Origin of the sequence: Pedobacter sp. WC2423, assembly GCF_040822065.1 — a bacterium.
Taxonomy (GTDB): Bacteria; Bacteroidota; Bacteroidia; order Sphingobacteriales; family Sphingobacteriaceae; genus Pedobacter.
This window is the reverse complement of the sequence record NZ_CP162005.1, coordinates 5,834,222-5,854,513: the sequence shown is the minus strand read 5'-3', so window position 1 is coordinate 5,854,513 and position 20,292 is coordinate 5,834,222. Positions and strand designations below refer to the sequence as shown.

21 protein-coding genes are annotated in these 20,292 nt (G+C 38.0%); 11 read left to right on the top strand and 10 right to left on the bottom strand.

All coding sequences use genetic code 11. The features are described 5' to 3' along the window. Positions 1 to 29: 29 nt before the first annotated feature. Positions 30 to 776: a hypothetical protein gene (locus AB3G38_RS24680; RefSeq protein WP_367866346.1), complete on the bottom strand. Its 747-nt coding sequence runs from the start codon at positions 774 to 776 to the stop codon at positions 30 to 32. 73 nt (positions 777 to 849) lie between these two features. Here AB3G38_RS24680 and AB3G38_RS24675 point away from each other — a divergent pair, with 73 nt between their 5' ends. The 4 genes from AB3G38_RS24675 (at position 850) to AB3G38_RS24660 (ending at position 3,465) form a co-directional block, all read left to right on the top strand. Continuing rightward, positions 850 to 1,341 carry a YajQ family cyclic di-GMP-binding protein gene (locus AB3G38_RS24675; RefSeq protein WP_183878731.1) on the top strand — a complete coding sequence of 164 codons (492 nt, stop codon included), beginning with the start codon at positions 850 to 852 and terminating at the stop codon, positions 1,339 to 1,341. Further along, positions 1,341 to 1,787: a GNAT family N-acetyltransferase gene (locus AB3G38_RS24670; RefSeq protein ID WP_367866345.1), complete on the top strand. Its 447-nt coding sequence runs from the start codon at positions 1,341 to 1,343 to the stop codon at positions 1,785 to 1,787. Before AB3G38_RS24675 ends, AB3G38_RS24670 begins: the two co-directional genes overlap by 1 nt. A gap of 42 nt (positions 1,788 to 1,829) precedes the next feature. Beyond that, positions 1,830 to 2,342 (top strand): hypothetical protein, encoded by a 513-nt coding sequence (locus AB3G38_RS24665; protein ID WP_367866344.1) that lies wholly within the window; start codon positions 1,830 to 1,832, stop codon positions 2,340 to 2,342. Between the two features lie 88 nt (positions 2,343 to 2,430). Next, entirely contained in the window at positions 2,431 to 3,465 is a 1,035-nt protein-coding gene (locus AB3G38_RS24660; protein ID WP_367866343.1) for an LLM class flavin-dependent oxidoreductase, read from the top strand. 18 nt (positions 3,466 to 3,483) lie between these two features. Here the strand turns inward: AB3G38_RS24660 and AB3G38_RS24655 are convergent, their stop codons facing one another. Beyond that, entirely contained in the window at positions 3,484 to 4,797 is a 1,314-nt protein-coding gene (locus tag AB3G38_RS24655; RefSeq protein WP_367866342.1) for a nicotinamide mononucleotide adenylyltransferase, read from the bottom strand. 127 nt (positions 4,798 to 4,924) lie between these two features. On the opposite strand from AB3G38_RS24655, the gene AB3G38_RS24650 reads away from it, so the two are divergent. Further along, positions 4,925 to 6,643: an ABC transporter ATP-binding protein gene (locus tag AB3G38_RS24650; RefSeq protein ID WP_367866341.1), complete on the top strand. Its 1,719-nt coding sequence runs from the start codon at positions 4,925 to 4,927 to the stop codon at positions 6,641 to 6,643. Here AB3G38_RS24650 and AB3G38_RS24645 read toward each other — a convergent pair. Then, on the bottom strand, positions 6,626 to 7,516 hold the full coding sequence (locus AB3G38_RS24645; RefSeq protein ID WP_367866340.1) for a mechanosensitive ion channel family protein: 891 nt from the start codon (positions 7,514 to 7,516) through the stop codon (positions 6,626 to 6,628). The genes AB3G38_RS24650 and AB3G38_RS24645 overlap by 18 nt on opposite strands. Positions 7,517 to 7,708: 192 nt before the next feature. On the opposite strand from AB3G38_RS24645, the gene rnr reads away from it, so the two are divergent. From rnr to AB3G38_RS24630, 3 genes are read left to right on the top strand one after another with little or no spacing between them, the layout of a single operon-like run. Next, a complete protein-coding gene (rnr, locus tag AB3G38_RS24640; RefSeq protein ID WP_367866339.1) occupies positions 7,709 to 9,841 on the top strand; it encodes a ribonuclease R in 2,133 nt (710 codons plus the stop codon). Between the two features lie 8 nt (positions 9,842 to 9,849). Next, positions 9,850 to 11,016 carry a carboxypeptidase-like regulatory domain-containing protein gene (locus tag AB3G38_RS24635; protein WP_367866338.1) on the top strand — a complete coding sequence of 389 codons (1,167 nt, stop codon included), beginning with the start codon at positions 9,850 to 9,852 and terminating at the stop codon, positions 11,014 to 11,016. Next, complete coding sequence (locus tag AB3G38_RS24630) at positions 11,016 to 11,984, top strand: polyprenyl synthetase family protein (RefSeq protein WP_367866337.1); 969 nt, start codon at positions 11,016 to 11,018, stop codon at positions 11,982 to 11,984. Before AB3G38_RS24635 ends, AB3G38_RS24630 begins: the two co-directional genes overlap by 1 nt. Positions 11,985 to 11,999: 15 nt before the next feature. On the opposite strand, the gene AB3G38_RS24625 is transcribed toward AB3G38_RS24630, so the two are convergent. Further along, entirely contained in the window at positions 12,000 to 12,788 is a 789-nt protein-coding gene (locus AB3G38_RS24625; RefSeq protein ID WP_367866336.1) for a response regulator, read from the bottom strand. Between the two features lie 366 nt (positions 12,789 to 13,154). On the opposite strand from AB3G38_RS24625, the gene AB3G38_RS24620 reads away from it, so the two are divergent. Next, positions 13,155 to 13,511, top strand: a complete 357-nt coding sequence (locus tag AB3G38_RS24620) for a helix-turn-helix domain-containing protein (RefSeq protein ID WP_367866335.1) — start codon at positions 13,155 to 13,157, stop codon at positions 13,509 to 13,511. Positions 13,512 to 13,577: 66 nt separating this feature from the next. On the opposite strand, the gene rpmA is transcribed toward AB3G38_RS24620, so the two are convergent. The 4 genes from rpmA to AB3G38_RS24600 all read right to left on the bottom strand — a co-directional run bounded on the left by rpmA (position 13,578) and on the right by AB3G38_RS24600 (position 16,376). Then, a complete protein-coding gene (gene rpmA, locus AB3G38_RS24615) occupies positions 13,578 to 13,979 on the bottom strand; it encodes a 50S ribosomal protein L27 (RefSeq protein WP_367866334.1) in 402 nt (133 codons plus the stop codon). A gap of 60 nt (positions 13,980 to 14,039) precedes the next feature. Continuing rightward, the gene (rplU, locus tag AB3G38_RS24610) at positions 14,040 to 14,351 is read right to left on the bottom strand and encodes a 50S ribosomal protein L21 (protein WP_068401388.1); all 312 of its coding nucleotides are present in this window, start codon (positions 14,349 to 14,351) and stop codon (positions 14,040 to 14,042) included. A gap of 82 nt (positions 14,352 to 14,433) precedes the next feature. Further along, positions 14,434 to 14,949, bottom strand: coding sequence for a hypothetical protein (locus tag AB3G38_RS24605; RefSeq protein WP_367866333.1), 516 nt, complete (start codon positions 14,947 to 14,949; stop codon positions 14,434 to 14,436). 41 nt (positions 14,950 to 14,990) lie between these two features. Then, entirely contained in the window at positions 14,991 to 16,376 is a 1,386-nt protein-coding gene (locus AB3G38_RS24600) for a dicarboxylate/amino acid:cation symporter (RefSeq protein ID WP_367866332.1), read from the bottom strand. Between the two features lie 161 nt (positions 16,377 to 16,537). Here AB3G38_RS24600 and AB3G38_RS24595 point away from each other — a divergent pair, with 161 nt between their 5' ends. Then, positions 16,538 to 17,035 carry an RNA polymerase sigma factor gene (locus AB3G38_RS24595; protein ID WP_068401403.1) on the top strand — a complete coding sequence of 166 codons (498 nt, stop codon included), beginning with the start codon at positions 16,538 to 16,540 and terminating at the stop codon, positions 17,033 to 17,035. Continuing rightward, complete coding sequence (locus AB3G38_RS24590; protein WP_367866331.1) at positions 17,022 to 17,621, top strand: hypothetical protein; 600 nt, start codon at positions 17,022 to 17,024, stop codon at positions 17,619 to 17,621. Before AB3G38_RS24595 ends, AB3G38_RS24590 begins: the two co-directional genes overlap by 14 nt. A gap of 22 nt (positions 17,622 to 17,643) precedes the next feature. On the opposite strand, the gene AB3G38_RS24585 is transcribed toward AB3G38_RS24590, so the two are convergent. Together AB3G38_RS24585 and AB3G38_RS24580 are read right to left on the bottom strand one after the other, a co-directional pair. After that, entirely contained in the window at positions 17,644 to 18,267 is a 624-nt protein-coding gene (locus AB3G38_RS24585; RefSeq protein WP_367866330.1) for a hypothetical protein, read from the bottom strand. A gap of 119 nt (positions 18,268 to 18,386) precedes the next feature. Further along, complete coding sequence (locus tag AB3G38_RS24580) at positions 18,387 to 20,273, bottom strand: beta-N-acetylhexosaminidase (RefSeq protein WP_367866329.1); 1,887 nt, start codon at positions 20,271 to 20,273, stop codon at positions 18,387 to 18,389. Positions 20,274 to 20,292: the final 19 nt, after the last annotated feature.

Below are 20,292 nucleotides of genomic sequence, written 5' to 3'. Positions count from 1 at the left end.
TGCTAAATTAACCTCAAATTGCAATTGAATTAACTTTCGTCTGTAGTCTTTTCACCAGTTTTTTCTGAAGTCACGACAGGTTGAACAGCTGTTAGCGTAGCTTTAGCAGGAGTTGCAGCAGGTTTAACCGGAGTAACAGCAGCTTTGGCTGGAACACGTTTAACAACTGCTTTCTTTACTGGGGCAGTTTTGGCGGCTGCTGTATTTACAACTTTCTTAGCTGCACTCGTTGCTGCTGTAGTTGTTTTATCTTTCGCTGTTGTAGCTGCCTTTTTCACTGCTGCAACATCTTTTTTTACTTCATTTTTAACCTCAGGAACCGCTTTTTTAACTGCTGAAGCAGATTTTTTCACCACTGTTGCCGCTTTTTTAACGGGCTTAGCGATTAAAGTAGCTGCCTTTTCTTCACTGGCAATCACCGGAACTTTAATGCTGTTTACCGATGGTTTAATACTTGAACCTGCTTTTTTAACTTCCTTTTTGACCTTTTTAGCATCTTTAGCAGCTACTTTTTTAAGTTTTTTTGCGGTCTTTTCTATTTCCTTTTTAGTTGATTTTGTTTTTTTAGTAGTTTCTGCTTTCACCGCACTAAACTTACTGGCTAATTTACTAGCCACAGCTTTAGCTGCATGTGCTAATTCTTCACCAATTTTTTCTGCATCATGACCCAAATGAGAAACTGCTTCAAAAAATTTTTGCGAAAGAGTCTGCTCCAATTCTTTTTTAACTGCTTTTTTAGCATTATTTTTTTGCACTTTTGATTTATTGGTTTTCATAATAATTTTTTTAGCAAGAACGTTAAATATTAATATCTAAATCTAATATATTTTTTATACTAAAGCTATAATCATGCCCACTTTCGATATCGTAAGTAAAGTTGACGCGCAGACATTGGATAATGCAATGAACAACGCAAAAAAAGAGATTCTTAACCGTTATGATTTCTCTACCTCTCAGAGTACTATTGACCATGACAAGAAAACAAATGTGATCACCATTGTTACTGAAGATGACATGCGTCTGAAAGCCATTGAAGATTCCATTATTTCCCGTATGGTGAAACAAAATCTGGATCCTAAAAGTCTTGACTTTGGAAAGGAACAATATGCTTCTGGTAATATGATCAGGAAAGAAGTTTCTATCAAAGAAGGAATTGACAAAGATGTCGCCAAAAAGATAGTTGCAAAAATCAAAGCCAGCGGCCTTAAAGTCCAGGCTTCTGTAATGGACGATCAGTTGCGTGTACAAAGCAAAAACATTGATGATCTTCAAAAGGTTATTTCGCTTTGTAAAAGTGAAGATTTCGGACAGCCGCTTCAATATATCAACATGCGTAACTAATGGAAATTGCTGATAACGGCTTTATTTTTTCGGACGACAAAAGCAAAATCAACGCAGTTGCTGTTCATCTTTTCCTGAGTACCAAATCTTACTGGGCTGAGGGAATTCCATTAGAAACAGTCAAAAGATCTATTGATAACTCTCTTTGCTTTGGAATCTATAAAGAAACCCGGCAAATAGGATTTGCCAGATGGATTACTGACCGTGCTACGTTCGCTTACCTGGCAGATGTATATGTGGAGGAAGAGTTCCGTGGTATTGGACTCTCGAAAAAACTAATGTCGCTTATGCTTTTCCATCCTGATCTTCAGGGTCTGAGAAGGTACATGCTGGCCACAAGGGACGCACATAGTCTTTACAGTCAATATGGTTTTGAGCCACTGGAAACACCAGAAAATATAATGGCGGTTACGGTCAAAGACATTTATAAAAAGCAGGAAGATTAATTTCCCTGCTTTTTATTGCACAATCAAATTAATCTACTGACCATGAAAAGATTTCAATTCTACAGCTTAGTACTGGCAGGCCTGTTATTCACTGCTTCCTGTACACAGCAAACAAAAAACAAGGCACCCCAGCAAGATACTATAGACAAAGTTGCAGTTGCAGTTGCACAATCTAAAACTCCCGAACAGGATACACTGAAATCCGGCTCCACAAAAACATGCAGTCAGCTTGCCTATCTGATACTGACCACTTCTCCCCGTTACCAAAGTTTAACCAATGGATTGAGGGAAAGAATCATCAAAAATGGTGGTACTTCATTCTATATTTCTTATGATGGCAGCCCCTATCCAAAAATAGATAGTGCCATGAATTACTCCAAAACGTTTGATTATAGTATTCATGAAAACTATCCTGATCATGCACCCTTAATCGCAAGTTTCACTTTTGATCCTGCGAAGAAGCAGCTATTTGAATATAATGTAGCACAAGATTCTCTAATACCTGCTGCTTTCGATAAGACGCTTTTGGTGGATTTAGCCAAAGCATGCAAGTAAAAATCCAGCAAAAAACATTACTTATCATAGGTTAACGGGAAATTTTAGTTTCCCGCTTAACTTTGTATCAGATTAAAACAAGGTAATTATGGAATTAGGTATTAGTATGTTCGGGGATTTACGTGTTGATCCAATAACAAATAAATTTCAACCTGCCCGGCAACGACTGGGTGAGATTATTGAAGAGATCAAATTAATGGACGAACTGGGGCTGGATTATTTCGGTATCGGAGAACATCACCGTCCTGATTTTTCAGTTTCAAGTCCTGAAATATTATTGGCAGCAGCGGCTGTGGTAACTAAAAACATCAAATTAGGTAGTGCAGTAAGTGTATTAAGTTCTGCTGATCCGGTAAAGTTGTATCAAAACTTTGCGATGGTTGATTTATTGTCCAATGGTCGTGCAGAACTGATGGCAGGCCGTGGAAGTTTTATCGAATCGTTCCCTTTATTCGGAAATAATCTGAATGATTACAATGAATTGTTTACAGAAAAGCTAGACTTATTATTAAAAATAAATAAAGAAGAAACCATTACCTGGAAGGGAAAATTCAGACCGGAACTGGTTAATCAGCAGGTTTTGCCAAGAGCGGTCGATAACAATTTACCAATCTGGATTGCTGTGGGTGGTACTCCGGAGTCTGTGATCAGGGCTGGTAAATTAGGCTTGCCTTTAATGATCGCTATCATTGGCGGCTCCCCAAGCCAGTTTAAACCTTTATTTAACTTATATAGAGAAGAATATCAAAAGGCCGGTCACGATATGGCTAAGTTTCAGGTGGGCATACATGCGCATGCATTCTTTGGGGAAAATGCGGATGAGGTAGCTGCTAACTATTATCCGTTATATGCGGCACAAATGGACAGAATAGGGAAATCACGCGGATGGCCGCCTTATACTAAATACCAGTTTGATTATGGCAGACAAAAAGAGGGAGCATTATTTGTAGGCGATGCTGAAGCAGCAATTGACAAGATTTTATATGCACAGGAGATGTTTGGTCTGACACGCTTTGCAGCACATATGGATGTTGGCGCTCCTGCACACAATGATATGATGAAGTCTATCGAGATTTTCGGAACTAAAATCGCTCCGAAAGTTCGTGAAGCATTAAAAAAATAAGCAGGTATTGTGAAGACTTTAAACGGTCTTCACATCTGTTTCACTGTATTCTTTGATATCTGTAATATATCCGTTCAGGATCAGGAAGTCAAAAAGTGGTTTGGCCTCCGGTGTCACCGGCATATTTACTGTGGTAATTACTTGATTAGATTTTTTATCCAGGAAAGGGTAAGCAAACAGTTTTACATTTTTGGTAAACATATCGCTTACGTAACTTAACAGCATGCTGGAATAGTTCTCCCCGAAATTATAAGAGTTGAATACAAATTTCAGGTTATTGATGTTTGTTGAAATACCTACACTTTTCGGTTTACACCTGTCCAGATATTTAGCTAATTTATTATGTCTCGCAAAGTTGGAAACAATCACCAGGTTGCCTGTTTTACATAACTCTTCAGCCCTTAGCGCTACTGCTTCCAGATCAATATCTTCAGGAATTTCTTCATCAGCGGTCAGAACGTTTGACAACAGGACCTCAATTAGCACACTCAGGTTGTCTTTCTTTACAGCTTCTGTCCTTTTAAACTGATCTACAGCTTTGTTGAACATACTAAAGTTAGGTAAAGATTTCTGCGCATATTTTGTCCGCAAAATCATAATATCCTTTTTGTACAAAAGATCTTTAGGCAGGCATGGATTTCCAAGGGAATCAAAAATGGCCGCATCTGAGAAATCCTTTACAATCAGGTAAAGATTCAGCAGGATATTATTGATGTTTTTAAAAGCCGGGCCATTTACAGAAATCAGATCTATCTCTACAGAACCTACAGTCAGGTTATCTGCAAGCGATTCAATCATTCTTTTTGGATCAGTATGGTAATAGAAAGCTGCATAAACCAGGTTCACGCCAATTATACCCAGTACGTTTTGCTGAAGTGCAGCATCGGTATCCAGTAAACGCACATGGAAAAAGATCTCATTAGGCTCACCACCGGGTTCAGTCTGAAATTTAATACCAATCCACCCATGCGGATCATTTGATTTATTATAGTTCAGGGTAGTAACTGTATCTGCAAAAGCGAAAAAACTCCTTGTTTCATATTTTTCACCATATAGTCTTTCAGTCAGCAAACCAAATTCATGGTTCAGCATTTTCGTCAGCCTGGATTGACTCACGTATCTTCCGGTTTCTTCTACCCCGTAAATTGCATCACTAAAAGTCATGTCATAGGCAGACATGGTTTTAGCTACTGTTCCTGAAGCCGCACCCGCAGTAAAAAAATTGCGCGCTACTTCCTGTCCCGCTCCGATCTCAGCAAAAGTTCCATAAATATCAGGGTTTAGATTAATATTCAGGGCTTTACGCTTGGTATCAAGAATTTCTCTTTCCATTCTGCAAAAATAGCAGAAAATGCGAAGAAGGAGATTAAATTTAGGTGATAAAATTGTTTACAGCTTATTTAGATGGATTTTAAACTGCTTCTTAATTTAAGGTATTTTTCTTTATATTGGGCCTCTGATGTTAAACGTAATTGATCTGAATATCCAGTTTTTTAATCAGGAAGACCGCTCCTGGCAAACCGCGGTTAACCAGATCAGCTTCAAGGCTGAAAGAGGACGGGTTTTAGGAATAGTCGGAGAATCAGGCTCTGGAAAGTCTGTGACCTCATTTGCCATCATGCGTTTACATGATCTGGCGTACACTAAAATTAGTGGAGACATTCTTTTCAATGAGATCAGCCTGCTCTCCTTATCCGATAAGGAAATGAATACCTACAGAGGTAATAAAATTGCAATGATTTTTCAGGAACCCATGACCTCGCTGAATCCTGTTTTCACTTGTGGCGATCAGGTTCAGGAAGCCATTATGCTGCATCAGAACCTCAGTAAACAAGCTGCAAAAGAAAAAACCAATGAACTTTTCAAAGAAGTGCAGCTGCCCCGCCCGGAAACTATCTTCGATACTTACCCGCATCAGCTTTCAGGAGGACAAAAACAAAGGGTAATGATTGCAATGGCTTTAAGTTGCAACCCTGAATTTCTGATTGCCGATGAACCAACCACAGCATTGGATGTAACGGTACAGCAAACAATTCTGCAATTACTGCTGAAGATCAAGGAACAACGGAATATGGGGATGATTTTCATCTCCCACGATCTGGCAGTGATCAGTGAAATTGCCGATGATGTAGCTGTGATGTACAAAGGAACAATTGTGGAGCAAGGTTCTGTGGAACAACTATTTAAACAACCAAAACACCCTTACACCAAAGGTTTGCTGGCCTGCAGGCCCTCTCCTTTATACCGCTTGAAAAAACTGCCGGTAGTAGCCGACTTTTTAAAACAAGGTACAGACCAGCCGATTGCTCATTTACTGGCTATAAACAGTTATACACCACAGGAAATTGACAGCAGAAGAGCAGTTTTATATGAAACGGCTCCCTTGCTTGAAGTAAAAAATATTTGCACCTGGTTTCCGGTCAGCAACGGATTATTCGGATCCTCTAAAACCGTAATCAAAGCCGTTGATGATGTTAGTTTTAAATTATATCCGGGAGAAACGCTGGGCCTGGTAGGCGAATCAGGTTGCGGTAAAACTACACTGGGCAGAACAATTCTCCGCCTGATAGAACCTTCTTCCGGATCAATTTCATTTGATGGACAAGACATTACACATTTAAAGAAGGAAAAACTCCGTGCATTGCGAAAAGATATACAACTCATTTTTCAGGACCCTTATTCTTCCTTAAATTCACAGCTTACTGTAGGAAATGCATTAATGGAACCTTTACAGGTTCATGGTGTATTTAACAGCAATGCTGAACGCAAAGCACATGTACAGCATTTACTGGAACTTGTAGATCTGAAACCTGAACATTTTAATCGATATCCGCATGAATTTTCAGGAGGTCAGCGGCAGCGTATAGTGATTGCACGCGCACTCGCGCTTCAGCCTAAACTCATTATATGTGATGAATCTGTCTCTGCACTGGATGTTTCCGTACAGGCTCAGGTCCTAAATTTACTCAGAAGATTACAGCAGGACATGGGCCTGACTTATATCTTTATTTCTCATGATCTGGCTGTTGTTAAACATTTGTCGGATAGAATGATTGTCATGAATAAAGGAAAAATAGAGGAAGAAGATTTTCCGGAGATTATATATGAACATCCGCAAACCGCTTACACGCAAAAACTAATTGCTGCGATACCAGGAAAACTAAGCCTGACCAGGTAACTCCTGCTTTGGAACAGTCAGTTTGATAATCGCGGTATTCAATGCTCTCCTGATTTCTCTTTCTTTGAGCTTATCATAGTTATTCAATAATACCTGCGCTTTAAATCTGGCAATATCTTTATGAATAGCCAGCGTTTTGATCGTCAGCCCACTGGACACAATATTATCTTTAAAACTATCCACGGCCCGGTATAAATGCTTTTCCAGGAAATCAGGGGTATATCCAAATTGTATTGCCATTTCAAACTCTATACTTAATTTCTTAATATTCTGTTTGGACTGGTTGATAATAACGGAGCTGAATACCACAGAGTTTGGAATAATTACCATATCATTATCTTCATTCTGAAGAATCATGTTAATTAAAGTGATGTCCAGTATTTTACCTTCATTATCATTTACACGGATATGATCACCTAATGATAAACGGTCTGAAAACATAATGATCAGTCCATTGATCATATTGGTAATATAATCTTTAAAAGTAACTGCAATTGCAGCAGCAACAATCGTAATGCTGGTTAAGAATTCAAGAGGTTGAATACCCATCCAGATCATGATTGCAATTACCCCAAATACGGTATTGAGAATAGAAACGATCCTGTTAATGCCTAAAATAAAGTTATCCTTGATCGTAGACTTAAAACGATGTTTCTTAATATACCAGTAAATGACAACCAGGCGGAGAAATGAGACTGCAACACTTGGCCCGAGAAATACCATAAATGCATGTGCAGTTAATGCTATAAAAGGGAAATCGGTAAATATTACTGGCTGATAAGTCTCAAAATATGCCAGCATAAAGAGAACGATAATCTTAATGATAATCATCAGAAATTCCTTTCTTGTACTCCGCTGTTTTTCTTCTATCATTTTAAATTTTCTCCTGTAATCAGATCAATTTTAATATTAGTCATCTGAATTTGAACTGTCCCTAAGCTCTGGTAAAAATTACAATTATACAAATCTCCAATACGTTTTAAGGCCTTTAATATTGGATTTATAGGCCTTAAAGCTTCATAAATCATTTCAAAGTGTTACCTTCGGAATATTGACAAATATACTATGGCAAAAAAGAAATCTTCTCAAATAAAACTCGTCTTAACTCAGTTAATTAGTGATGTTTTAGAGAATAGCAATAATGAAGCCTTGAATTATAAACAGGTTTCAGCCAAACTCAACATAAAAGATGAAGAAGCTAGGGAAACCATTTTAGAGATTCTGAAAGAACAAGCACAAAAAGGTGTTTTTTCGGAACCCGAAAAAGGAAAGTTCAAGCTTAAAGATTTAAAGACCTTTATCACCGGAAAAGTAGATATGACTGCCGATGGCGCAGCTTTTATCATTCCTGATGATGAGTTTGAAAAAGACGTATTCGTATCGGCCCGTAAACTGCACAATGCATTAAACGGCGATAAAGTAAAAGTTTATATCTACGCTAAAAAAAGAGGCAGAAAAAATGAGGGTGAAGTCGTTGAAATTATACAACGCTTAAAAACTGATTTTATAGGGGTAATCAAAATATCTGATCGCTTTGCATTCGTCACTATCGACGACAAAAAAATGCTCCATGACATTTTTGTCCCTTTAAGTGACCTTCATGGTGCTAAAAATGGACAAAAAGTACAAGTAGCGATTACGGACTGGCCAGAGGGCGCAAAAAATCCTATTGGAAAAATCATCAATATCCTGGGTACACAAGGAGAGAATAACACAGAAATGAATGCGATCCTTGCACAATATGGTTTTCCTTTGTCTTTCCCTGCTGAAGTAGAGAAAGAAGCCAATGAAATTCCGGAAGCCATTTCTGAAGAGGAGTTGAAAAACCGCCGCGACTTCCGCGATACGGTCACCTTTACGATTGACCCGGCAGATGCAAAAGATTTTGATGATGCGATATCTTTCAGAAAACTACCAAACGGCAATTATGAAGTTGGGGTACACATTGCGGATGTGTCGCATTATGTACAGCCTAAAACCTATCTGGATAAAGAGGCTTATTCCAGAGCTACTTCTGTTTACCTGGTAGACCGGGTAATCCCTATGCTTCCCGAAAGATTGAGTAACGGTGTTTGCTCACTTCGTCCAAACGAAGACAAACTCTGCTTTGCAGCTGTTTTTGAACTGGATGAAGCGGCTAATGTAGTAGAGGAATGGTTCGGCAGAACTGTGATTCACTCCGACAGGCGCTTCAGTTATGAAGAAGCTCAGGAAGTTATAGAAAATAAAGAAGGTGACTATGCACAGGAAATCCTGAAGCTGAATGAGCTTGCTTACATTTTAAGAGACAGGAAGTTTAAAAACGGAGCGATAAGTTTTGAGAGTACTGAAGTGAAATTCAGACTGGATGAAAAAGGAAAACCAGTTGGTGTTTACGTCAAAGAGCGTAAGGATGCCCATAAACTGATTGAAGACTTTATGTTGCTGGCCAATAAAAAGGTGGCTGAATTTATTGCTAAAAAAGGTAAAGGAAAAGCTAAATATACTTTCGTATACCGTTCTCATGATTCTCCAAACCTGGAAAACCTGGGGAACTTTGCTTTATTTGCTGCTCGTTTTGGTTACAAAATCAACATGAAATCGGATAAGGACATTGCCAAATCACTAAATTTCCTGATGGAAGATGTGGAAGGTAAAAAAGAACAGAATGTATTAACACAGCTGGCTATCCGTTCGATGGCCAAAGCAGTTTATACAACTAAAAAAACCAGCCATTATGGACTGGCTTTTGACCATTATACCCACTTTACCTCTCCGATCCGCCGTTATCCTGATGTAATGGTTCATCGCCTGCTGGCTGCTTATCTTAACGGAGAACGCTCTGCCAATGAGGATGAATATGAAACTGCTGCTTCCCATTCTTCTGCTATGGAAAAACGTGCTGCTGATGCGGAACGTGCTTCTATTAAATACAAACAGGTAGAATACCTGGAAGAGAATGTAGGCAAGCTCTTTATGGGAATTATTTCCGGCGTTACTGAGTGGGGAATGTATGTAGAACTGATTGAGAACAAATGTGAAGGAATGATCAGGCTAAAAGACATAGCTGATGATTTTTATGTACTGGACGAGAAAAACTACTGTATAGTAGGCCAGCGCAAGAAAAAGAAATATCAATTAGGTGATGAAGTCAAAGTGAAAGTAAAAAGAGTAGATCTGTCTAAACGCCAGATTGACTTTTCACTGGTACAGGACTAAAGGATAACATGTATAAATCAGGCTCCGTTCTCCTTTTGTTACTGTTGTTTTCTTCTGTATGCGTTTTAGCGCAGCAAAGAATTTCAGGTATAGTAGTAGAAAAAAGTACAGGTAACCCTGTTGTTTTTGCTACTGTACAGGTTAAAAATCAGAAGAGTACTTTAACCAATGAAAACGGTGAATTCGATCTTACTGTCCCATCATTACCTGTTAGCCTGCTGATTACTCACCTGAATTATGCTGGCGGCAGTTTTGAAGTTAAAACCACAGATGAGCAATTGAAAATAGTGCTTGATCCGCAGGTGATGACTTTAAAAGAAGTAACTATTGGAAATCCGGCAACGGCTATTATGCAGGATGCAACAGATAAAGCGCTGAAAACTTACAATAAACCGAATCTCGGTAAAGCTTTTTTAAGACAGATTGCTTATGAAGGGGACGAACCTGTATACCTGAATGAGATCTGGCTGAATGCAGCATGGAAACCTTATGGACTGATTGGCTGGCACCCTACCGAGGCGCGTCATCTGCAAGGCAAAAAAGGCATCTCTTATACCAATACAAGCTTCTTTTCCTTTATTTTTTCGGGTTATCTGGCCAATACATTTCATAAAAAACCCTTACTGAAAAAAGTAGATTCTTTGTATACTTTCAAACTCGCGGGTACTTATCTGCAGGATGGCGAAGAGATTGCAAAGATCATCTGCACGCCTAAACGGGCACTGAAAGAGAAAAGATTTGAAGGGGCCTATTATGTGAATACAGTCACCAATAATGTCCTCAAAATTGAAGGTGTAATTAAAGGTATGTTTTTCAAGAGTAACGGGTCTGTAAGTATCAAGAATAAAGAAACCGCATTTATCGCACAATACAGATTGAATAAACAGGGAGACAATGTACTGGATTACTCAGTTTTCAATACTTCGAACAGGTTAAAAATGATGGGGCTTGGAGTGCAGAATACAGCTCTTTATTCCACGCTATACATGATCGATGATGATACGATAGATCAAAGTAACCTGGAAGAAGTAAGTTTGAAGATCAATGATAGCAATCTGGTCAAAGCAATGACTTATAATGAAGATTTCTGGAAAAAGAATCCGGGAATTAAAAGAACTGCAAAGGAACAGGCAGCAATAGAAATTTTAGAAAAAAACACCACATTAAGAAAATAATGCATACCATTTTTGAGTTACAGCAATTAATTGAAACAGCGATCAAAAAGGTCGGATATCCAGAGGTTCCTTCCAGGCTATACGAGCCAATAAGCTATATTATGCGCCTTGGCGGCAAACGGATCAGACCGGTATTGCTTTTGCTTTCCAGTGAATTGTTTAATACTGATGCCACCAAAGCCATAGAGGCAGCACTGGCCATTGAAACCTTCCACAATTTTACACTGATCCATGATGATATTATGGACAATGCTCCTTTACGCAGAGGCCAGGATACTGTTCATATTAAATGGGGAGTAAATAATGCGATTCTGAGTGGTGATGTCATGATGGTTGAAGCTAATAAACATTTGACAAATCTGGATGCCAGCATTCTTAAAAAAGCTTTGCATTGTTTCAATGCTACCGCACAAGGAGTTTGTGAAGGTCAGCAGCTGGATATGGAATTCGAACAGCGAACTGACGTAAGTATCGTAGAGTATATCAATATGATCCGTTTAAAAACGGCAGTACTGGTAGGCGGAGCGATGAAGCTCGGTGCAATTGTAGGTGGTGCAAGTGAACAGGATGCCCAACATTTGTATGACTTCGGGGAAAATTTCGGTATTGCTTTTCAGCTGCAGGATGATATCCTTGATGTATACGGCGATCCGGTTAAATTTGGTAAACAGGTTGGCGGCGATATTATCTCCAACAAACAGACCTTCCTTTTACTTAAATTAAAAGAATTAGTGAATAGCAATGACCTGAAATTACTGGAATCACAATATTCAAATACAGACTATCCTGCAAAAATTGAAGCCATTACCAATTTGTATAGCCACTACAACATCAGAGCGCTTGCAGCTACTGAAATGAAACACAGCCTGGACATTGCTTTTACAGCATTGGAAAAAGTAAGTACTGAGCCAGCCAAAAAGAATGAACTGATTCAGCTTGCCGAATCACTGCTTGATAGAGAACACTAACATTTACATCAGGTATTAGTTGTCTACCAGATGTTTAATTTTCTCATAGGTTAAGGGTTTCGTCAGGAAATCCTTAACTGACTTATAGGACTGGGCTCTGGTGCGTTCTGCGGGATCAATTGTAGAAGAGATGATCACGACGTCTACTCCAGGCTTTTGTTCCTCCAGGAGCTTTAAAAACATCCAGCCATCTATCTCTGGCATGTTCAGGTCAAGTAAAATTAAATCAGGCCTGTTTTCCTTCAGATAATCAAGTGCACGTATGGAGCTCCCGAACTGTACCACCCTTTTATTCTTATTGTGTTTAGTAATAATCATATGATGCAGCTTATTGGTCAGTGAGTCATCATCGATCAGCATGATATGTTTGGAATCTATTTTGGTAGATTCTGCAATAAAATCATCAGTCTCCTGTTCTTTATTGATCAGACTATTCAGCATTTTGATAATATCATCCAGTTTTTCTGCCTGAAAGTTAATATCTCTTAATAATTCTTTGATCTTTCTCGTATCAAACAATTCCATATCCGGAAAATTCATCAGGCTCGACAGACTTAAGATATTTGTTATCGGAGCGCGCAGATCATGTGAAGCAAGGTGTGAGTACTCATCGAGCAGTTTCATCTGGTTAGATTTTCTGTTGCTGTCAATAATAGTACAAGCCACCTGCGGATGCTCAGGATCAGTAAAAACCGGTGTAAGGATGATTTGCAGCAAGACATCATCCATACCTTTTACCTTCAAACGCTTTTCTATACTGAAAACCTTCCCTTCAAAGCACTCTGCTACAAGCTTAGAAAACATCCTTTCGTATTTTTGTGAAATGATTTCCACAAAAGATTCCCCAATAGTGGGATTTTTGGCTAAAAAATACCCTATTTTTTCTATCGAATGAATATTAAAAAAAGTAATGTGATTTTTTTTATTAAAAAGAAAATAAGAGTTATCTGTGTAACAATCACAGTAAGCACTAAGCTTCATAGTTGATTTTTTTTAGCATGACACAAATACAAGCACTCATTTAATTTCTTTTTAACATTTAACATCCTACTTTAAACTCGAAATCCTCGTATAAAGATAAACAAATTATGTCTGCAGACGTAATGGATCGATAATTGTCTTTTTTACACCATAGAATAAAGTCACAAACCAACAAAAAAAATATTATTTATGCAAGAAATTCTATCAAAGAAAATATTAGGGAAGAGGATTAAGTCATTAAGACTAGAAAGAGCTTATGCTCAGATTGATGTAGCAAATTTATTGAATCTGTCCAGGAGTAATTATTCTCAGATTGAGCTTGGTAACCAATATCCCACATTTCATACGCTTTTCGCCCTTTCAAGACACTATAATAAAAGTTATGAATGGCTTTTACATGGAGAAGATCATAACAAACCACAGGCAGTACTTCCGGTAGCAAGCTTAATGAATGAACTGGAGACCACGCTTAAAAATTTCTCTTTGTGTTTAGAAAAACTGGAAAACGAACTTCAAAGTCTTAAAATAAAAATTGACGTATCTTAAAAATAAAGGTCAATAAAAAAGCCGCAACGTATTCGTTGCGGCTTTTTTAACTATTTTTTTTAAAGATTATTCTGCCGGAGCAGCTTCAGCTTCAGTTTCAGCTTTAACAGCTTTTTTAGCTGGTGCTTTTTTAACAGGTGCCTCAGCTACCGGAGCAGCAGCTTCTGCTACTTTTTTAGCAGGAACAGCTTTTTCAACAACTTCGCTAATTACACTTGCAGGTAAGATAGAAACATAAGATTTGTTATCTTGTTTCTTTCTGAAAACTACAGTACCAGCAACAAGAGCGAATAAAGTATGGTCTTTACCAATACCTACGCCTTTATCAGGATGGTGTTTAGTTCCGCGTTGACGTACTAAGATGTTTCCTGCAATTGCTTCCTGACCACCAAAAATTTTGATACCTAAGCGTTTACTATGAGACTCACGTCCGTTTCTCGAACTACCGGCTCCTTTTTTATGTGCCATTTTGTTTTATATTTTATCAACTAACAGTTATAAAACTGATAATTTTTGTTTAACAACTAATTATAAACTGATACCAGAGATCTGGATTTTTGTGAAATACTGGCGGTGGCCATTTTTCTTTTTGTAACCTTTTCTACGTTTCTTTTTGAAAACGATTACTTTATCGCCTTTTAAATGAGACACGATTTTAGCTGAAACGATAGCTCCTGATAATAAAGGGGCACCAACAGAGATATTACCTCCGTCTTCAACCAACAATACATTGTCAAATTCAATACTAGCGCCTTCATCTCCTTGCAAACGGTGTACAAAAAGGTGCTGGTCTTTTGCAACTTTGAATTGCTGTCCTGCTATATTTACTATTGCGTACATTGTTAAATAATTAGTATTTTAAATTGTTTATTTTTTTATCGAGGTGCAAATATAGAATATATATTTATAAATTCATAATGATTTACTTTTTCTTAGTATATCTTTCTTCAGCATCATTGATACTCTGTTCCAAAAGGGTCTTCATTTGCTTGGCTACATCCCGTAATTTGGCGATATCGTTATAATCAGTAACAAAAATCACCTTTTTAGTTTTACGTTTATAGTTAAACTGCATCACATAACGCAGTACTTTAGATTGATTAAGGTCAGTTCCGGCATTGGCAATTACATCAGGAAAATTCCAGAATCCAATCTCGCTCGCCTTGTTATGAATATAAATGATATCATTCTGTCTTAACTTCACATTGGTTTTGATCAGCGAATCTTTTGCATTCAGGTACTGATAGTCTCCTGTAGCAGAATCATAAGAATTCACCAGGTCATTACCTGCTCCCCATTTGAACTGGAAAGAGACAAACTCATCCGATCTGAAAGGTGCATTTTTAATAATAGGCATATAATAAAACACACAGTAGGCCAGAAAAGGAACTACGATAGTGAGCAGTAAAAATATTTTTTTCGCGTTGGTACTCATCATTTTAATCTATATAAATTGGTCTTGCATTCATAACTTATCATCTAATCCAGAGGCCCTGTAAGCTCTCCCTCCCACTTGCTGACCACAGCTGTTGCCAGACTGTTACCAATTACATTAGTCGCTGACCTGCCCATATCCAGCAAAGGATCAATACCAATCAATAAGGCCAGTCCTGCTTCAGGAATATTAAAAGTTGCAATCGTACCTGCAATGACTACCAGCGAAGCTCTTGGAACACCTGCAATCCCCTTACTGGTCAGCATCAGGATCAGCAGCATAGTAATCTGCTGTTGAAACGATAAATGAATCCCGTAAGACTGTGCAATAAATAAGGATGCAAAGGTCATATATAACATTGAACCATCCAAATTAAACGAGTATCCTAATGGTAATACGAAACTCACAATTTTATCTTTACAGCCAAAGCGCTCCAGCTGCAACATTGTTTTCGGATAAGCCGCTTCACTGCTCGCCGTACTAAAAGCAACGATTACCGGCTCTTTCATCCTGTTCATCAGGTTGAAAACCCTGCCTTTCAGAATAAGATAACCAATAAATATCAATAGTAGCCATAACAGCAGCATCGTGGAATAGAATTCTCCGATAAATAAGGCATAGGTTGAAAGGACACTTAAACCTTGTTTCGCAATAATGGCTGCCATCGCACCAAATACCGCAAAAGGAGCAAAATTCATTACATACCCTGTCACTTTTAAAATGACATGCGCAACTGCATCAAAAAACTCAATAATAATTTTACCTTTTTCACCAATAGCAGCAGTGGCTACTCCAAAAAACAGGGAAAAAGCTACAATCTGAAGGATTTCATTGGTTGCCATCGCTTCGGTCATACTTTTAGGTATGATATGCGCGATAAAGTCTTTCATGGATAAAGCAACTTTATGAATTCCTGTATCTTCATGACTGCTTGGAAGCGGCAAATTCATCGCCTCGCCCGGTCTGAAAATATTCACCATAATCATACCCAGGAATAATGATAATAAAGAGGCACTCATAAACCAAAGCATGGTTTTACCACCAATTCTTCCTACCGCTTTAATATCACCTACTTTAGCTACCCCAACGACCAGTGTGGTAAAAACTAAAGGGGCAACAATCATTTTAATTAATCTTAGAAAGATATCACTTAATAAAGTAAGTGGTTCCAGTTTTTTCTCTCTTTCAGTCTCGTTATCTCTTCTGATTTTAACATTTTCCGCTCTTTGTGTCTTCAGTTGCAAATACTGTACAGAGGCTGTATCAGTTCTTTCACCCATCTTTATAGCTAAGGTTTTAATTTGAGCATCAGCATTGGTAATCTTGGTATTATAGGTATCAAATGAATTTACATTTAATACGTAACCTAAGATAACTCCTAGTATCAGTGCTAAAAATATAAAGAATGTTAATCTGTTGTTTTTTGACATTATATTTGGTTGAGTGTTTTTTCCGAGCGTAAAACTACAATAATAAACTTATTTTCAGAATCAGCTATTCCGTTTTTGTAGTATTCTGGAAATGTAAAAAACATTTTAGCACTGTAACAATTTACTATTAACCGTGTCAAACAACAAAAATAACGACTCAATTGGATCAGAAAGACATCTTATTTAAGCAAATCTTCGACACTAACTCCAAGAAAATATTCCATTTGTGCTATGGCTATACAGGTGATGCTGAGTCTGCGAATGATCTGTTACAGGAGACTTTTCTTAAGGTTTGGCAAAATCTTGATAAATTCAGACAGAAATCACTAATTTCGACCTGGATTTACCGGATCGCAGTAAATACCTGTTTAACTTATCTTCGTTCGGAGAAAAGACAGGCTAAAGACGAACTAACGGAAAATATTATTGAGAACAGAGTGGAGGAATTCTCTGAAAAAAATGAGCAGGTGGCTCTTTTATATAAATCAATATCCAAATTAGAAGAAAACGACCGTTTAATTATTACTATGGTTCTTGACGAACTGCCCTATCATGAGATAGCCGATATTTCAGGAATCAGCGAAGGAAATCTTAGAGTTAAGATTCACCGTATTAAACAAAAACTCACCGAATTATACAATCATCATGCAAGAATTTGAACATATACAGTCTCTTTGGCAATCTCATTCTGTGGAGGTAAAAATCACTTCAGAAGAGATGCTGGATCAGGCAAAAAAAGAGGTGAATTCCATTCGTACCAAATCGCTCTTTAATATCGGGGGCATGGTTATCTCATTCCTCGCTATCAGTTCCTTACTGGTTTATTTTGATTTCAGCTCCTGGGCAACGTTTTTAGGAATCGGAATCATTGTATTAGCCGTAGCGATCTATACGATTTTATTATATAGAGAACACCGGTTGATTTCACGGAATGATTTCACGGAACATCCTGGCGCATTTCTGAAAAAACTTCATGAATACCAGCTGAGCAGATTTAATTTGTACCATAAGCTTTACTGGTTTTATGCCGCAGCCATATCAGTTGGTTTCATTCTTTTCTTCTTTGAAACGCTGAACCATCTGAATACCTGGATACAAATCGCAATCGTCCTGTTTACAATAATCTGGATGGCTTTCTGTGCAACCATCCTTCGTAAATCATATATGAATAAAGAAAAAGAGCGTATTGACCTTTTAATTGAGAAATTTGAAAGAATCAGTGCACAGTTTAAAGAGTCTGTTTAAATTAGCTTAAAGAACAAGGGTATTACTCTTGTTCTTTAACTTCATCTACAGAGAAGCTATTTCCTCTCAGGCTGTAATGCAGCATTTTCGTTGCTCCATTCTTTTGTGTACTATCCGAAGAATTGACAATAGGAAATGACCTGAACAACTCCCCGTTTTTCTGAATAAATTTATCATTCCCACCATAAATCTTCTTCATTTTAGCACTTAAAGGCGGGAAGCTGATTTTATTAAAGCCACCATTGTATTCATAAACGTTAAGATCTCTGACGTTCTTTTTACTCAGCAATTCTATATACAGTTCCGGATTACCATCATTGTCCATATCCATATTCCATGCATCGGTAATTATACCAGCACGTTCTACAGATAAAGATTTGTAATTATTTTTTGTTGAATCAGACATCAGGATCAGATAACCACCAAGGCTGTCCACTCCCCTTCCCCAGCTTAATACTTCAAAGTGAAGCCCTGGTTTGATCACAATATCTTTATGAAAAGGAAAAGTTCCTGCAGTGTTTTTAGCCACAGCCTTCACATCGGCTGAAGGAGAAATTTTAACCGGCTGATTCTGTTGACAAGCAAACAAAAACAACAATCCCACACAGAGTGCAGACTGCTGTAAAATATATAGTTTTCGTTTCATCTGGTTCATTTTATTTTAGCAATTTATACTAAAAAAGCATTTTAACCAAATATAAAGCCTGTTTAAAATTCAAATGATGAATTTCAAACAGGCTCATATAGTAAGGAATAATAAAGAAATTACTTCGCTCCGTTATTTAAAGGAGTTTCTGAGATCACACTACGTTTTCCTTTTGGCGTGATCACAATAGTCTTCAATAAAAGTTTACTGCCCTTAGGTACATTGACTTTTAAACCAGGACGATATTGATTAGAAACATCAGAAGGAGTGGTACCATCTAAAGTATAATAGATTTTAGCACCCTGAACAGGCACTTTCAAATCAACAGTAACATCCTCTCCATCAATCTGTTGATCAGACTGACCAACTGGAACCGGAACCCAGTAATTGGTGTTGGTTTTATCCAGACGAGCTAAATGCAATGGGATTCTTTCTTCAGAAAAATTCTTAAAGTTCTTTTTAGCCAATGGGGACCATGCAATTTCTGCTAAAGCGAACATTCTTGGTAGAATCATGTACTCTGCTTTCTCAGGACTTTCAATATATTCTGTCCATAAATTAGCTTGTACACCTTTAATATATTTCTTTTGATCTGCTGATAAAACTTCTGGAACAGGATCATAAGCATAAGCCACCGAATAAGGTGAATTTCCACCAATATTAACAGGCTCACCGCTTGATTTTGACTGTGCATGGTCAAAATATAAGCCTTGATTTCCAGGCGTCATAATCACATCATGGTTAAGTTTTGCCGCAGCAATACCACCTTCAACCCCACGCCATGACATCACTGTCGCATTTGGTGCTAATCCACCTTCTAAAATCTCATCCCATCCAATAATAGATCTTCCTTTAGAATTGATATATTTCTCTATGCGCTGAATGAAATAACTTTGCAGTTCATGCTCATCTTTTAAACCTTTTTCTTTAATCAGCTGCTGGCAGAAAGGTGATTGTTTCCAGTATTCTTTTGGACTTTCATCCCCGCCAATATGGATATATTTCGAAGGAAACAAGACCATTACCTCATCCAGAACATCTTCTAAGAATTTAAAAGTATATTCAGTTGGCGCAAATACGTCGTCAAAAACGCCCCACTGCTGCTGTACCTGTTTACCTTTTCTTGATCCTGCCCAAGGTGTTTTAGGATCAATGAAAGTATCTCTGTCAGGAAAACAGCTCAGCTGAGGATAAGCTGCAATTGCCGCAGAACTGTGTCCTGGTAATTCAATTTCGGGAATTACAGTCACAAACTTTCTTGTGGCATAAGCAACTACTTCTTTCACTTCATTTTGTGTATAAAAACCTTTGTAAGGCGTATTATCATTCGTTACTCCGGGATGGTGGCCTACAACTGTACCATTTCTTTCTGCGCCGATAGTGGTCAGCTTAGGATACTTTTTAATCTCTATTCTCCAGCCCTGATCTTCTGTCAGGTGCCAGTGGAAATTATTCAGTTTATAAGCTGCCATCAGGTCAATATACTTCTTGATGAAAGAAACAGGGAAAGTATGTCTTCCTACATCCAGGTGCATCCCTCTGTACTGGAATCTTGGATAATCATTGATGATACTGGCAGGTACATCAATTTCCTGTCCTTTTTTCTCAGGCATCATCTGCATCAGTGACTGCACCCCATAAAAAAGGCCAGCACCCTTTCCGGTAACGGTAATATTCCGGGCAGTAACCTGGATCTCATAACCTTCAGCAGGCAATTTTTCAGCTCCAGCAGAGCTTAATACAATTGCACGCTCATTGGTTGCTGCTGTTTTAGAGGGTCTCAATGCAAAGCCACCCTGACTGGCGATATAGGCATTCAAAATATCAGCTGTCCCTGCATTTGCTGTTTCATTGGAGACCAGCACTACAGTTTTGTCCAGTTTAAAAACGCCAGCCTTTTTTTCTACAGATACCGGCGCAGGTATAATGCCTAAGTTTTCATCCGTCTGTGCGCTTACACTCAGCGTAACACAGGCCAGAATAAGCCCTGAAATGATTTTCTTCATGATTTTGATTAAAGTTTAT